The 14,973-nt window shown below is 70.2% G+C and carries 7 protein-coding genes and 1 tRNA gene; 2 read left to right on the top strand and 6 right to left on the bottom strand.

Annotated elements, in window-relative coordinates; genetic code table 11:
• Window positions 1-56: 56 nt before the first annotated feature.
• From BA175_RS00055 to BA175_RS00040, 4 genes are all read right to left on the bottom strand, one after another.
• Window positions 57-857 (bottom strand): helix-turn-helix domain-containing protein, encoded by an 801-nt coding sequence (locus BA175_RS00055; protein ID WP_069169093.1) that lies wholly within the window; start codon window positions 855-857, stop codon window positions 57-59.
• A gap of 212 nt (window positions 858-1,069) precedes the next feature.
• Window positions 1,070-3,847 (bottom strand): DNA translocase FtsK, encoded by a 2,778-nt coding sequence (locus BA175_RS00050; RefSeq protein WP_069170250.1) that lies wholly within the window; start codon window positions 3,845-3,847, stop codon window positions 1,070-1,072.
• Between the two features lie 139 nt (window positions 3,848-3,986).
• Window positions 3,987-4,667, bottom strand: a complete 681-nt coding sequence (locus tag BA175_RS00045; RefSeq protein WP_069169092.1) for a response regulator — start codon at window positions 4,665-4,667, stop codon at window positions 3,987-3,989.
• A 241-nt stretch (window positions 4,668-4,908) separates the two neighbouring features.
• A complete protein-coding gene (locus tag BA175_RS00040) occupies window positions 4,909-10,341 on the bottom strand; it encodes a HAMP domain-containing protein (RefSeq protein ID WP_069169091.1) in 5,433 nt (1,810 codons plus the stop codon).
• 402 nt (window positions 10,342-10,743) lie between these two features.
• Between BA175_RS00040 and BA175_RS00035 the strand changes: the two genes are divergently transcribed.
• Entirely contained in the window at window positions 10,744-13,371 is a 2,628-nt protein-coding gene (locus tag BA175_RS00035; protein ID WP_254667777.1) for a SpoIIE family protein phosphatase, read from the top strand.
• Between the two features lie 73 nt (window positions 13,372-13,444).
• Here BA175_RS00035 and BA175_RS00030 read toward each other — a convergent pair whose 3' ends face one another.
• The gene (locus BA175_RS00030) at window positions 13,445-13,759 is read right to left on the bottom strand and encodes an ArsR/SmtB family transcription factor (RefSeq protein WP_139131360.1); all 315 of its coding nucleotides are present in this window, start codon (window positions 13,757-13,759) and stop codon (window positions 13,445-13,447) included.
• Between the two features lie 176 nt (window positions 13,760-13,935).
• On the opposite strand from BA175_RS00030, the gene BA175_RS00025 reads away from it, so the two are divergent.
• Window positions 13,936-14,475, top strand: coding sequence for a putative immunity protein (locus tag BA175_RS00025; RefSeq protein ID WP_069169088.1), 540 nt, complete (start codon window positions 13,936-13,938; stop codon window positions 14,473-14,475).
• A gap of 192 nt (window positions 14,476-14,667) precedes the next feature.
• On the opposite strand, the gene BA175_RS00020 is transcribed toward BA175_RS00025, so the two are convergent.
• Window positions 14,668-14,740: transfer RNA gene (locus tag BA175_RS00020), tRNA-Thr, on the bottom strand.
• Window positions 14,741-14,973: the final 233 nt, after the last annotated feature.

Here is a 14,973-nt window from a genome sequence, read left to right as displayed (position 1 = left end):
CCCGCGTCGCTGCCGGGGCGGCCACCGTCCTGAGGTGCCTGGGAGGGGGAAGGAGGTCAGCCCGCCTCCGGGTCACCCTTGGTGTACGAAAGCCGTTCGACCTGGCCGGACTCGAACTGGTCGTCGACCTTCTTGCCGTTCACGAAGAGCTCGATCGCTCCGGCGTCACCGAGGACGAGGTCGACGCGTTCCTTGTCCTGGAAGGTCTTGGAGTCGCCCTTGAGGAGCAGCCCGTCGAACAGCAGCCGCCCGTTGTGGTCCTTGGCGGAGATCCAGCTCTTTCCCTCGGTGGCGCTGAGCTTCACCGTCACCTTGTCCAGCGGGACCGCGGCGATGGCACTGTCGGAGGGGGCCGGCTCGGGGTCGGCGGACGTGGTGGTGGGCTCGGGAGTGGACCTGTCGGGTGTCGAACCCTCGGCGACGTGTGCCGTGCCGGAGCCGTCGTCATCGCCGCCGCTGAAGAGCGTGAAGCCGACGAAGCCGACCACGGCGACGATCGCCGCCACCATGGCGGCGGTCCAGTTGGGCCGGCGGGGGTCGGAGCGGATACGTTCCGCCTCGAACAGCGGCGCCGCGGGGGTGGGCGCGGGGCGCCCCCCGTGGTCGGCGTCGTACTGGGCGATCAGCGGATCGGGGTCGAGCCGGACGGCGTGGGCGAGCATGCGGATGTGCCCGCGTGCGTACACGTCGCCGCCGCAGCGGGAGAAGTCGTCCGTCTCGATCGCGTGCACGATGGGGATGCGCACCCGGGTGGAGCTGCTGACTTCCTCGACCGTCAGACCCGCTGCGACGCGGGCCTGCTGAAGCGCGAGACCGATCGAAGGCCGGTCGTCTTCGGGGGAGTTGCCGATGGACACGGGGGCGCCTTTCGAGCGTGAGCCACCTGCTGGATGTCCAGTCTAGGGGTGGTACGAAAGGGTGGGGCAACCGGGAGCGACGACTTTGTACGCCATCGGGTTCGCCGGGCAGCCCCTCGGGCAGGGCACGGGCCGGGGCAGCGGGCAGATCGCTCCGCCGCCCCTTCTTCAACTTGACGTACGACCGGGCGAAACGGTTGCCCGCACCACCCTTACGAAGCGGTTTCCCCACGTATCACGGCCAACACCCCGTCGAGGTCGTCCGCCTTGACCAGAACGTCGCGCGCCTTGGAACCCTCGCTGGGGCCCACGATGTTGCGCGACTCCATCAGGTCCATGAGGCGGCCCGCCTTGGCGAAGCCCACGCGGAGCTTGCGCTGGAGCATCGAGGTGGAGCCGAACTGCGTGGAGACGACCAGTTCGGCCGCCTGGCACAGGAGATCGAGGTCGTCGCCGATGTCCTCGTCGATCTCCTTCTTCTGCTTCGTGCCGGCGACCACGTCGTCACGGAAGACCGGCGCCATCTGATCCTTGCAGTGCTGGACGACTGCCGCGACCTCGTCCTCGGTGACGAAGGCTCCCTGCATACGGGTCGGCTTGTTCGCTCCCATCGGCAGGAACAGCCCGTCACCCTTTCCGATGAGCTTCTCGGCGCCGGGCTGGTCGAGGATGACCCTGCTGTCGGCCAGCGACGACGTCGCGAAGGCCAGCCGGGACGGCACGTTCGCCTTGATCAGACCGGTCACCACGTCGACCGACGGACGCTGCGTGGCGAGGACCAGATGGATCCCGGCCGCGCGCGCCAGCTGGGTGATGCGGACGATGGAGTCCTCGACGTCACGCGGGGCCACCATCATCAGGTCGGCCAGCTCGTCGACGATGACCAGCAGGTAGGGGTACGGGGACAGCTCCCGCTCACTGCCCTCGGGCGCCTTGGCCTTGCCGCTGCGCACCGCATGGTTGAAATCGTCGATGTGCCGGTACCCGTACGCCGCGAGGTCGTCGTAGCGCAGGTCCATCTCCCGCACCACCCACTGCAGGGCCTCGGCCGCCTTCTTCGGATTGGTGATGATCGGCGTGATCAGGTGCGGAATGCCTTCGTACGCCGTGAGCTCGACGCGCTTGGGGTCGACGAGCACCATCCGGACGTCGTCGGGGGTCGCCCGGACCATGACCGAGGTGATCAGGCAGTTGATGCAGGACGACTTCCCGGAGCCCGTCGCACCGGCGACCAGCACGTGCGGCATGTTCGCGAGGTTGGCCATCTCGTAGCCGCCCTCGACGTTCTTGCCGAGCGCCACCAGCATCGGGTGGTCGTCCTCCGCCGCGTCCGCGAGACGCAGCACGTCACCGAGGTTGACCATCTCCCGGTCGGAGTTGGGGATCTCGATGCCGACGGCGGACTTCCCCGGGATGGGGGAGATGATCCGGACGTCCGGACTGGCGACGGCGTACGCGATGTTCTTCGTCAGGGCGGTGATGCGCTCGACCTTGACCGCCGGTCCGAGTTCCACCTCGTACCGGGTGACCGTCGGGCCCCGGGTGAACCCGGTCACGGCAGCGTCGACCTTGAACTCGGTGAAGACCGTGGTCAGCGAGGCCACGACCGCGTCGTTGGCGGCGCTGCGCGTCTTGCCCGGGCCCCCGCGCTCCAGCAGGTCGAGCGAGGGCAGGGAGTAGGTGATGTCGCCGGAGAGCTGAAGCTGCTCGGCGCGTGCGGGCAGCGCCCCGGAACGCTCGGGTACCGGCTTGGTCAGGTCGGGTACGCCGCCGGGGAGCGACGCGTCCTGCCCCGTTCCGCTGCTGGGGGGCGTCCTCCTCCCGGCCGACCTGGCACCGGGGACCGGGGTCGCGGTGCGCTCGCCGGCCCGGTCGCCGGAGACGCCCTGCGTCAGGTCGGCGACCACGGGCGAGGGCGGCATGCCGTTGAGCACCGCGCCGTCGAGGGCCGCCGCGGCGGCGGCCGCGACGTCCACGGCGTCCATGGCCCGGTTCATCGCGGGCTGGGCGGAGGGCCTGCGCGGGCGGCGCCGCTTCGCCAGGGCCTCCCCCTCGGCCTCGTCCGGGTCGTACGCCGCGCCGGCCGGGCGACGTCCCGGCGCACGCCGGGTGCGCTCGGGTAGCACCTCGCGCCACTGCTCGTCGTACCGCTCGTCGTCGCTCTCCCCGTACGCTCCGGGCTCGGCCACGGGAGCGAGGACGCCGAGCCTGACGGCCAACTGCCGCAGTCTCTGGGGGATGGCGTTGACCGGGGTCGCGGTGACGACCAGGAGCCCGAAAACGGTCAGGAGCAGGAGGAGCGGGAGCGCGAGGACCTCGCCCATCGCGAAGATGAGCGGCTTGGAGGCGGCCCAGCCGATCAGGCCGCCCGCGTCCTGCATCGCGTCCGTTCCGTCCTCGCGGCCGGGTGATCCGCAGGCGATGTGGACCTGGCCCAGCACCCCGAGGACGAGGGCCGAGAGCCCGATGACGATACGGCCGTTGGCCTCGGGCCTCTCCGGATAGAGGATGAGCCGCACCGCGACGGCGCCGAGCAGTATCGGCACCAGCAGATCGAGCCGGCCGAACGCCCCGGTGACGAGCATGTCGACGAGTTCGCCCACCGGCCCCCGCAGATGCGACCAGGTGCCCGCAGCCACGATCAGCGCGAGCCCGAGGAGCAGAAGCGCGAGGCCGTCCTTGCGGTGTGCGGGGTCGAGGCCCTTCGCACCGCGCCCTATCGAGCGGAGGACCGCGCCGACACCGTGGGCCGTACCGAGCCACACGGCACGGACGAGGCGGTAGACACCGCCGGTGGGGGACGGCGCGGGCGGGGGCGCCGGCTTTCTGGCCGCCGCCTTCTTGGCGGGGGCCTTCTTCGCGGGCGCGGTCTTCTTCGCGGCGGTCTTCCTGGCGGGCGCGGTCTTCTTCGCCGGGGCAGCGGTACGACCGGCACGCTTCGCGGTGCCCGCCGCGCCCTGGGAACCCTTGCCGGACGTACGTGAGGCCATGGGACCGAGGTTACCGGTGTGGACGACCGGGGACACGATGCCTACGGCTTCACCCGACCGTGTCGCCTTACTCCGGCGTCCAACTGACGCACCCTCAATCGGCGTGCGGACGGCTCCGCGAGGACATGGCCGAAGAACGTCAGTGCTGGGAGGGCAGAGCGGACGCCGACCCGCCCGAGCCGGGCTCCAGGGCGTCGAGCGCACGTCGCAACCCGGTCAGCTTGCGCTCGAGGTGAGCGGCGGTCGCGACGGCCGCGGCATCCGCCGATTCGTCGTCCAGCTGTTTGGAGAGAGCCTCCGCCTGCTCCTCGACCGCCGCGAGGCGCGCGGAGAGCTCGGCGAGCAGTCCGGCGGGCTCCTGTTCCTCGGCGCCCGGGTGCGTGCCACCCTCCAACTGCAGCCGCAGCAGCGCGGCCTGCTCCCGGAGTTGGCAGTTCTTCATGTACAGGTCGACGAAGACGGAGACCTTCGCGCGCAGCACCCAGGGGTCGAACGGCTTCGAGATGTAGTCCACCGCGCCCGCCGCGTACCCCCGGAAGGTGTGGTGCGGACCGTGGTTGATCGCGGTGAGGAAGATGATCGGGATGTCCCGGGTCCGCTCGCGCCGCTTGATGTGCGCGGCAGTCTCGAATCCGTCCATGCCCGGCATCTGGACGTCCAGCAGGATGACTGCGAAATCGTCCGTGAGCAGCGCTTTGAGCGCTTCCTCACCTGACGACGCCCGTACCAGTGTCTGGTCCAGCGCGGAGAGGATGGCCTCCAACGCCAGCAGATTCTCCGGCCGGTCATCGACCAGAAGGATTTTGGCCTTCTGCACCATGGCCCGCCCTCCTCGCCCCGGGATCGCACCGGGGGCCGCCCCGGGGGACGACTCCCTTACGCCGTCCGTCCTTGTGCCGGTCATGGTAGCCGCACCCCGCCCGTCGCCACACCCTGTCACCGTGATGTCACTGTGCACATAGCGGAAACGCGGGGGACGACCAGAAGGTTCCCCGGATCCGCGCTCTCACACCCATGGGCGCGGGAGCGGTCGCGCCGCCACGGAGCGGCCACCCCGCCCGTCACTCCCCGCGCATCCAGCGCTCCATCACCGACAGCAGGTGATCGGAGTCGACGGGCTTGGTCACGTAGTCCGAGGCCCCGCAGTCGATCGCCTTCTCACGGTCGCCCTTCATCGCCTTCGCGGTCAGCGCCACGATCGGCAGTCCGGCGAACTGCGGCATCCTGCGGATCGCCGTGGTCGTCGCGTAGCCGTCCATCTCGGGCATCATGATGTCCATCAGTACGATCGTCACATCGTCGTGCTGCTCCAGGACTTCGATGCCCTCGCGGCCGTTCTCCGCGTACAGCACCGAGAGCCCGTGCTGCTCCAGGACACTGGTCAGGGCGAAGACGTTACGGATGTCGTCGTCGACGATCAGCACCTTCTCGCCACGGAAGCGGAAGGTCCGGCGCGGCTCCTGCGCCTCCTCGGCGCCCTGCACCCACTCGTCGGGGGCGGCGCTCTCCTCGCCCGTCCCGCCGTTCGGCAGGGCCGGCCGCTGCGCCGCCCCGCCCAGCGCCTTGCGCCTGCGCCTGAAGACCCCGGCGGAGTTGCCCGGGTCGCCCAGCGGCAGCTCCGTACCGCTGCGCGGGGAGGCCTCCATGCGCAGCGGCCCCTCGCCGCCGCCCCCGCGGACGTCCGACCGGGCGGGACCCGACTGCGGGTAGCCCTGCGGCGGCAGTTCGCTGGGGTGCAGCGGCAGGTACAGCGTGAACGTCGAGCCGCGGCCCGGTTCGCTCGCCGCGTGGATCTCGCCGCCCAGCAGCCGGGCGATCTCCCGGCTGATGGAGAGGCCGAGGCCCGTACCGCCGTACTTGCGGCTGGTCGTGCCGTCGGCCTGCTTGAAGGCCTCGAAGATCACCAGCATCTTGCTGGACGCGATGCCGATCCCCGTGTCGGTTACCGAGAAGGCGATCAGGTCGCCGTCGGCCTCACGGAGCGAACCGGCTTCCAGCAGGTGCTCCCTGATGGAGTCGGGCACGTCCGCACCGGCCGGCCGGATCACCAGCTCCACCGCGCCGCTGTCGGTGAACTTCACCGCGTTGGACAGCAGGTTGCGCAGCACCTGGAGCAGCCGCTGCTCGTCCGTGTGCAGCGTGGCGGGCAGTTCCGGAGACACCCGTACGGAGAAGTCGAGCCCCTTCTCCGCGGTGAGCGGCCGGAACGTCGCCTCCACGTAGTCGACCAGCTGGACGAGGGCGATCCGGGTGGGGCTGACGTCCATCTTGCCCGCCTCGACCTTGGACAGGTCGAGGATGTCGTTGATCAGCTGGAGCAGGTCGGACCCGGCCCCGTGGATCGTCTCGGCGAACTCCACCTGCTTCGGCGAGAGGTTGCCCTCGGCGTTGTCGGCGAGCAGCTTGGCCAGGATGAGCAACGAGTTCAGCGGGGTCCGCAGCTCGTGCGACATGTTGGCCAGGAACTCGGACTTGTAGCGCATCGAGACGGCCAGCTGCTCGGCCCGCTCCTCAAGGACCTGCCGCGCCTCCTCGATCTCGGTGTTCTTCACCTCGATGTCGCGGTTCTGCTGCGCCAGCAGTTCGGCCTTCTCCTCCAGTTCGGCGTTGGAGGCCTGGAGCGCCTTCTGCCGGTTCTCCAGTTCCTGGGAACGGTCGCGCAGCTGCTCCGTGAGTTGCTGGGACTGCTCGAGGAGCTTCTCGGTCTTCGTGTTGACGCTGATGGTGTTGACGCTCGTCGCGATCATCTCGGCGAGCTGGTTGAGGAAGTCACGCTGGATGTGCGTGAACGGCTGGAAGGAGGCCAGCTCGATCACACCGAGCACCTTGCCCTCGAAGAGCACCGGCAGCACGATCACGTGCGCGGGCGGCGCCTCGCCCAACCCCGAGGAGATCTTCAGGTACCCCGGCGGGACGTTGTCCACCTGGATCGTCCGCTTCTCCTCGGCAGCCGTCCCGATGAGCGTCTCGCCGGGCCGGAAGGACGTCGGCATCGAACCCGCCGAGTAGCCGTAACTGCCCCGCATCCGCAGCTCGTACGCGCCGTCGTCACCGCCGTCGACCCCTACTTCGCCGGCGTCACCCGTGGGCATGGCCAGGAAGAAGGCGCCGTGCTGGGCGGAGACGACCGGGGTCAGCTCGCTCATGATCAGCGAGGCGACGTCGTCCAGATCGCGCCGGCCCTGCATCAGGCCGGAGATCCGTGCGAGGTTCCCCTTGAGCCAGTCCTGCTCCTTGTTGGCGAGGGTGGTGTCGCGCAGGTTGGCGATCATCGTGTTGATGTTGTCCTGCAGCACCTGGATCTCGCCGGCCGCGTCGACGTCGATCTTGAGGTTCAGATCGCCCCGGGTCACGGCGGTGGCGACCGCGGCGATGGCACGCACCTGACGGGTCAGGTTCCCCGCCATCTCGTTCACCGATTCGGTGAGGTCGCGCCACGTCCCGTCGACGTCCCGCACCCGGGCCTGCCCGCCCAGCTGGCCCTCCGTACCCACCTCACGGGCCACCCGGGTCACCTGCTCGGCGAAGGAGGAGAGCTGGTCGACCATCGTGTTGATGGTGTTCTTCAGCTCCTGGATCTCGCCCCGGGCGTCGATGTCGATCTTCTTCGTCAGATCGCCCTTGGCGATCGCCGTCGTGACCGTGGCGATCTGGCGCACCTGGCCGGTCAGGTTGGACGCCATCGAGTTCACCGACTCGGTGAGGTCCTTCCAGGTGCCCGAGACGCCGGGCACGCGTGCCTGGCCGCCCAGTTCGCCCTCGGTCCCCACCTCACGCGCCACCCGGGTGACCTCGTCGGCGAACGAGGACAGCGTCGTCACCATCGTGTTGACGGTGTCGGCGAGTTCGGCGACCTCGCCCCGCGCCTCGACGGTGACCTTCTTCGTCAGGTCGCCGTTGGCGACCGCGGACGAGACCCGGGAGATGTTGCGCACCTGGCTGGTCAGGTTGTTGGCCATCAGGTTGACGTTGTCGCTGAGGTCCTTCCAGATGCCCGTCGCACCGCGCACCCGCGCCTGGCCGCCGAGGATCCCCTCGGTACCGACCTCACGGGCGACGCGCGTCACCTCGTCGGCGAAGTTCAGCAGCTGGTCGACCATCGTGTTGACGGTCGTGACCAGTTCGAGGATCTCGCCCTTGGCGTCGACGGTGATCTTCTTGGACAGATCACCGTTGGCGACCGCGGTGGTCACCTCGGCGATGTTGCGCACCTGGAGGGTCAGGTTGTTCGCCATGCCGTTGACGGACTGGGTGAGGTCCTTCCACGTACCGGAGACGCCCTGCACCTCCGCCTGGCCGCCCAGCATGCCTTCCGTGCCCACCTCACGGGCCACCCGGGTGACCTGCTCGGCGAAGTTCGAGAGCTGGTCGACCATGGTGTTGAGGGTGTTCTTCAGCTCCAGGATCTCGCCCCGGGCGTCCACGTCGATCTTCTGCGACAGGTCACCCCGCGCGACCGCCGTCGCGACCTGGGCGATGTTGCGGACCTGGGCGGTGAGGTTCCCGGCCATGCCGTTCACCGAGTCGGTCAGGTCACGCCAGACGCCGGCGACGCCCGGCACCTGCGCCTGGCCGCCGAGCCGCCCGTCGGTACCCACCTCGCGGGCCACCCGGGTCACCTGGTCGGCGAAGGCGGACAGCTGGTCGACCATCGTGTTGATGGTGTTCTTCAGCTCCAGGATCTCGCCCCGGGCGTCCACGTCGATCTTCTGCGACAGGTCACCCCGCGCCACGGCCGTGGTCACCTGGGCGATCTGCCGCACCTGGGAGGTCAGGTTCCCCGCCATGAAGTTGACGGAGTCGGTGAGCTCCTTCCACGTACCGGAGACCCCGTCGACCCGGGCCTGGCCGCCGAGGCGTCCCTCCGTGCCGACGTCGCGGGCCATGCGGGTCACCTGGTCGGCGAAGTTGGACAGCTGCGCCACCATCGTGTTGACGGTGTTCTTCAGCTCCAGCATCTCGCCGGCCACGTCCACGGTGACCTTCTGCGACAGGTCACCGTTGGCGACCGCCGTGGTCACCTGCGCGATGTCGCGCACCTGCCCCGTCAGGTTGCGGAAGGCGGTGTTCACCGAGTCGGTGAGGTCCTTCCACGTCCCCGCCGCACCCGGCACCTCGGCCTGGCCACCGAGGCGGCCCTCCACACCGACCTCCCGGGCGACCCGGGTGACCTCCGACCCGAACGACTGGAGCTGGTCCACCATCGTGTTGACGGTGTTCTTCAGCTCCAGCATCTCGCCGGCCACGTCCACGGTGACCTTCTGCGTCATGTCACCACTGGCCACTGCCGTGGTCACCTGGGCGATGTCACGCACCTGCGTCGTGAGGTTGCGGAAGACCGTGTTCACCGAGTCGGTGAGGTCCTTCCACGTCCCCGCCGCACCCGGCACCTGCGCCTGCCCGCCGAGCAGGCCCTCGCCACCGACCTCGCTCGCCACCCGGGTCACTTCGTCGGCGAAGGTGCGCAGCGTCTCCGTCATCTGGTTGATCGTCTCGGCGAGCTGCGCGACCTCGCCCCGCGCGCTCACCGTGACCTTCTGCGTCAGGTCTCCGTTGGCCACCGCCGTCGTGACCTCGGCGATGCCCCGCACCTGGGAGGTCAGGTTCCCCGCCATCGTGTTGACGGAGTCGGTGAGGTCCTTCCAGACGCCGGCCACCCCGGGCACCACCGCCTGGCCGCCCAGCTCGCCCTCCGTGCCCACCTCCCGGGCGACGCGGGTCACCTCCGAGGAGAACGACGACAGCTGGTCGACCATCGTGTTGACGGTGTTCTTCAGCTGCAGCATCTCACCGGCCACATGGACGGTGACCTTCCGCGACAGGTCACCCTTGGCGACCGCCGTCGTCACGAGGGCGATGTCACGCACCTGGGCGGTGAGCCGGTACGCCATGGTGTTGACGGAGTCCGTGAGGTCCTTCCACGACCCGGACATGCCGCGCACCTGGGCCTGGCCGCCCAGCTTGCCCTCGGTGCCGACCTCGACCGCCACCCGGGTCACCTGCTCGGTGAACGCGGCCAGCTGGTCCACGAGGTTGTTGACCGTACGGGCGACCTTCAGGAACTCGCCGCGCAGCGGCCTCACCGTCTCGTCGGACGTGTGCGACCGGAGCTCCATACGCTGCTCGAGATCTCCGTCCGCGACGGCGGAGAGCACCCGTCCGACCTCGGACACCGGCCGCGCCAAGTCGTCGACGAGCTCGTTCGAGGCGTCGATCGCGGCGGCCCAGGAGCCTTCGCAGGCCCCGGTCTCCAGCCGCTCGGTGAGTTTTCCCTCCCGCCCGACCATGCGCCGCACCCGAGCGAGCTCGCCCGTCAGGTGCAGATTGCGGTCGGCCACCTCGTTGAAGACCGCGGCGATCTCCGTGAGCACACCGTCGCCCGAGACGGTCAGCCGCCTGCGGAAGTTTCCGTCGCGCATCGCCACGAGAGCCGCCAGCAGTCTGTGCAGAGCTGCCGCGTCCACGTCGATGGTCCCATTGCGCTGCTTTTTCACGGGCTGTCCGCCTTTTGTGCGCGTTTCCGAACCCCGCGCCGCCACGCCAGACTCCACCGTGTCCCTCCCGCAGGGGTTGACCGTATCGCTCGGGCCGTCACCGGAAGCTTGCCCACTTCCACTTTGGCTCACCGCCACAGCACACCGTCGACGGGTGACTATGCGGACGTCAAATCGTTGAAACGTACCAGCCCTGCAGCGGACGGAGTCAAACGTTCCATGGTCGCCGCATTCGCCTCGTCCCGCACCCCGGGTCCGCACGCCCCGCGCACGACCACAGCCGGACCCGAGCGCTCAAGTCAGCCCTCGGGTACCCGCGGCGCCGACCGAGCGTCTAGCCTGGCAGGCGAATCGAAGCGGCGAGAAACGGGCACAGGACTCGGGGAAGCGACGAGACACCATATGGGGAGTGCTGTGATCACCGCGCGTGCGGCTGCCACCTTCGATCCGGTCGGACGCTCGGTGGCGACTGCCCGCGCCTTCGTACGCGACACCCTCCAGGGGTGGGGGTACACCGACGTCGTCGACGACGCCGTCGTCCTGACCAGCGAACTCGTCACCAACGCGGTCGTCCACGCGGGCACGGCCGCCGATGTCCTGTGCCTGCGCACAGAGGACGGCGTACGCGTCGAGGTCTCCGACCACTATCCGGAGCGGGAGATCCCGCTCCAGAACTCCGGCCTGGACTTCGGCAGCCCCGACCGGGAGGGCGGCCGCGGCCTGCTGCTCTGCGCGGCCCTCGCCTCGCGCTGGGGCGTCGAGTACTCCCCCGCCCACAAGCACGTCTGGTTCCAGCTCGACCTCCCCGAACGCCCCGTCGGCATCCGCTCCGCGGGCCCCGTCCTCCCCACGGCCCTGCTCCCCGTCACGGACGAGCGCGTACGGGTGGCCGTCGTCCAGATCGACCGTTCCGGATCCGTCGCCGCCTGGAACGACGACGCCGCCTTCCTCTTCGGATACGCCGCGGACCAGGTCACCGGCAAGCAGTTCACCGACTTCGTGGCCTGGCCGCACACCCCGGGCACCAGCACCGGTATCGCCGACGCCCTCCAGCTCTCCCGCTGGGAGGGCAGCTACGGCATCCGCGGCGCCGACGGGCGCGTCATCCCCGTCTACTCCTCGCACCTCAGGGTCCGTGACACCCAGGGCGAACCGTCCACGGTCTGCCTCCTCGTGCGCGACTACGAACGCGCGGTGCTCCAGACGCCGACACGCGCCCCCGTCTCCGACGGTTCGGCCGAGAACCGCACCACGGACCCGTTCGAGGTCTTCATCGGCTCCCCCGCCCCCGACGACCTCGACGGGCTGCTGCAGCGCACCGTCGAACGGGCACGCGACATGCTCGACGCCGACGCCGCCTTCCTGCTGCTCGCCACCGACGACGAGACGGAACTGGAGGTACGGGCGACGACCGGCCTCCCCTCGGCCCGCCAGCGTTTCGCCCGGGTCCCCGTGGAGGCCGGGACGGGTCGCTACGGCTCCGCCCGCATGCCGGCGGTCCACGAGGACCTCACGGCCGTTCCGGCAGCCGTCCCGCTGCTCGCGGACACCGGTATGCGGTCCGTCGTCACGGTGCCGCTGAAGGTCGAGGGCAGGCTCACGGGTTCGCTGGGTGTCGCGGCCGAAGCAGCGGGGCGGTACTCCAACGAGGAGGCGCTGCGACTCCAGTTCGCCGCGGACCGCATCGCGCTGGCCGTCGAGTCGGCGCGGCTCGGGGAACTGGAGCGGCTGCGCCGCGGCTCGCTGTCCTTCCTGGTCGAGGCCTCCGACCTGCTCGCCGGCACGCTCGACAGGGACCAGACCCTGGCGCTGATGGCCCAGATGACGGTTCCCACCCTGGCGACCTGGTGTGCCGTCTACACCATCGCCGACCAGTCCGCGGAGCCGGCGCTCTCCTACGTCCTGCACGAGGACGAGGAGCGGATCGACGGCCTCAAAGCACTGCTGTCCTCCATCGCGCCGCCGGAGCCCGTCCCGACCCCGGGCGCCCGCAGCTGGCCCGCTCCCGCGGCCGCCGGTCACCGGGCCGCCCTGCACATGTCCACCCGCAGTCTGGGCAGGGACGCGCCCCTCAGCATGAGCACCAACACCCGTAACACCCTGGCCACCGCGGCTGCCGTGGGCGGCGAGACGGTCGTCCTGCCGCTGGTGGCGAGGAACCGCGTGATCGGCATGCTGACGCTCGGCAAGCCGTCCGACGACCACTTCCGCCAGGAGATCCTGGAACTGGCCGAGGACCTGTCCCGCCGGGCCGCTCTCGCCCTGGACAACGCCCGCCTGTACTCGGAGCGCATGGCCATCAGCCAGTCCCTCCAGCGCAGCCTCCTGCCGCCCGGCCTGCCCGATGTTCCCAACGTCGAGATCGAGGTCATCTACCGCGCGGCGGGCGAGGGAAACGAGGTCGGCGGCGACTTCTACGACGTGTTCCCCATCCGCGACGGGGCGTACGGCTTCGCCATCGGCGACGTCTGCGGTACGGGACCGGAGGCGGCGGCCGTGACGGGCCTGGCCCGTCACGCCCTGCGGCTGCTCGCACGCGAGGGCTTCGGCGGCCCGGCGGTGCTGGAGCGGCTCAACGCCGCCATCCTGGACGAAGGTGCCCGCAGCCGCTTCCTGACCCTGCTCTACGGCGAGCTGTGGCCGCAGGAGGACGGCAGCGCCCTCCTGAAGGTGGTGTGCGCCGGCCACCCGCTGCCGCTGCGCCTGCGCCAGGACGGCCATGTGGAGGCGGCGGCCGAGCCGCAGCCGCTGCTGGGTGTCATCGAGGACCTGGAGCTGTACGAGGAGGAGGTCGTCCTGGAACCGGGGGACGTGCTCCTCTGCGTGACGGACGGGGTCACCGAGCGCCGCGAGGGGTCCCGCATGCTCGGCGACGACGGCCTGGCGGACGTCCTCACGATGTGCACGGGGCTGACGGCCGGCGCGGTGGCCGGACGGATCCTGCGCGCGGTCGAGCGCTTCGCCGCGGAGCCCGCCTCGGACGACATGGCCATTCTGGCCATGCGCGTCCCGGAGCCGCACACGGTGTAGGGCCCGCCGGGGGCGCTCCTGTGGGGATGAGGGCCGACCCCGGGGCAGGTGGCTGACGGGAACCTCGCGCCTGTCAGGGGGACGCCGGCGGGGAGCGGTGGTGCCGGCCGGCCACCTGGTCGCCCAGAGGGCGGTGGTACAGGACCCGCCGTCCGTCGCAGGTGAGGGTCAGGAGGCCCGCGGCGTGCAGGACCCGCAGGTACTGCGACACCGCAATCGGGGTGGCCGGGAAGTGACGGGCGATCTCCACCGTGGGCAACGGCTCGCCGAGGAGCACGAGCAGCCTCGCCCCGGGGGCGCCGAGCAGTGCCACCGGAGTGCTCGCGCCGGGAGCGGGCGCCGGGGTCCACCACAGCGTCGCCACTCCACGGCTCGGGTAGGACAGCACCGGCAGCTCCTCCGCGATGCCGCGGCGGGGTGGGAGCGCTGCGGATGTGCGCCCCGCCACCTCAGCGTGGGCAGGCCGCCGAGGAGCGGGGCTGGGACTGGGCGGAGCTCCGGCGTGCAGGCGCTGGCCAGGGACGCCACCGGGGCATCACTCCCGAGGGTGGGAGGATCGCTTCCATGACGACGGTGTCCGGTGCGTTCGAGTTGACCATGGACGAGTTGCGCGTCGTGGCGCGCTACGCGGCGCAGAGCGCGCAGGAGGTCCTCCCGGTGTTCGAGGGGGCCGTTCCCGGTGATCCTCGTCCGCGTGCGGCCCTTGATGCGGCATGGGAGTTCGTCAACGGCGCTAAGAGGACGAAGCTGCAGCGCGTCACTTCCGTGGATGCGCACCGGGCCGCGAAGGAAACAGGGTCGGAAACGGCACGTCTTGCCGCCCGGTCCGCAGGTGACGCCGCGTCCGCCGCCTACGTGCACCCGATACCGCGGGCCACCCAGGTGGGACACATCCTGCGCGCCGCCGCGAGCGCCGCATGCATCGCGGAGCTGGAAGCGGGCGGCGACCCCGCAGTCGGAGACATGGCGATCGAGCAGGCTCGGCGACGTGCCTCGCCGGTGCTGATCGATGTGCTGTCCCGGTATCCGCTCGCTCCTACCGGCAGGAACCGTGTGTCTCAGCTCATGAGTGCGTTGGACGCGTCGCTCCGTGCCTCCGTCTGAGCGGCTCCCGGCCGCCGGGGCCATCGAGTTCCCACGAAGGGCTGTCCCGGGCCGGGCGGTGGAACGCCACGCCTGCCGTCCCGTGACGCGCCCGCCTGCAACGCCTTCGCCGACGTGCTCCCCAGCCATGTTCGTCGCGGCGATGCCGAACATGAGAAAGGCCCCCGCCTGAGGCGGGGGCCTTTCTTGCCGAGCCCCAATGCGGAATCGAACCGCAGACCTTCTCCTTACCATGGAGACGCTCTACCGACTGAGCTATTGGGGCCTGTCACCCTGCGGCAACGAGGTAAAGCATACCCCGGATGAAGGGGTGGTCAGAACCATGCGGCCTGACCCCTCTCACGGACTTTTCGAGTCCTGGCCGCCCTCCAGGTACCGCTCCGGTCCTCCGCCGGCCCACCGGGCGGGCGGGGGCCGGCTGTCAGGGGCTTTCGGGTACCGATCGGGCCGTGAACGCAGAAAAGCCCCGTGCCAACGGCACGGGGCTTTCCCGGAAAA

The sequence above is a fragment of the Streptomyces griseus genome, assembly GCF_001715295.1.
Lineage (GTDB): Bacteria > Actinomycetota > Actinomycetes > Streptomycetales > Streptomycetaceae > Streptomyces > Streptomyces griseus_G.
This window is presented reverse-complemented; position numbering and strand designations above follow the sequence as displayed.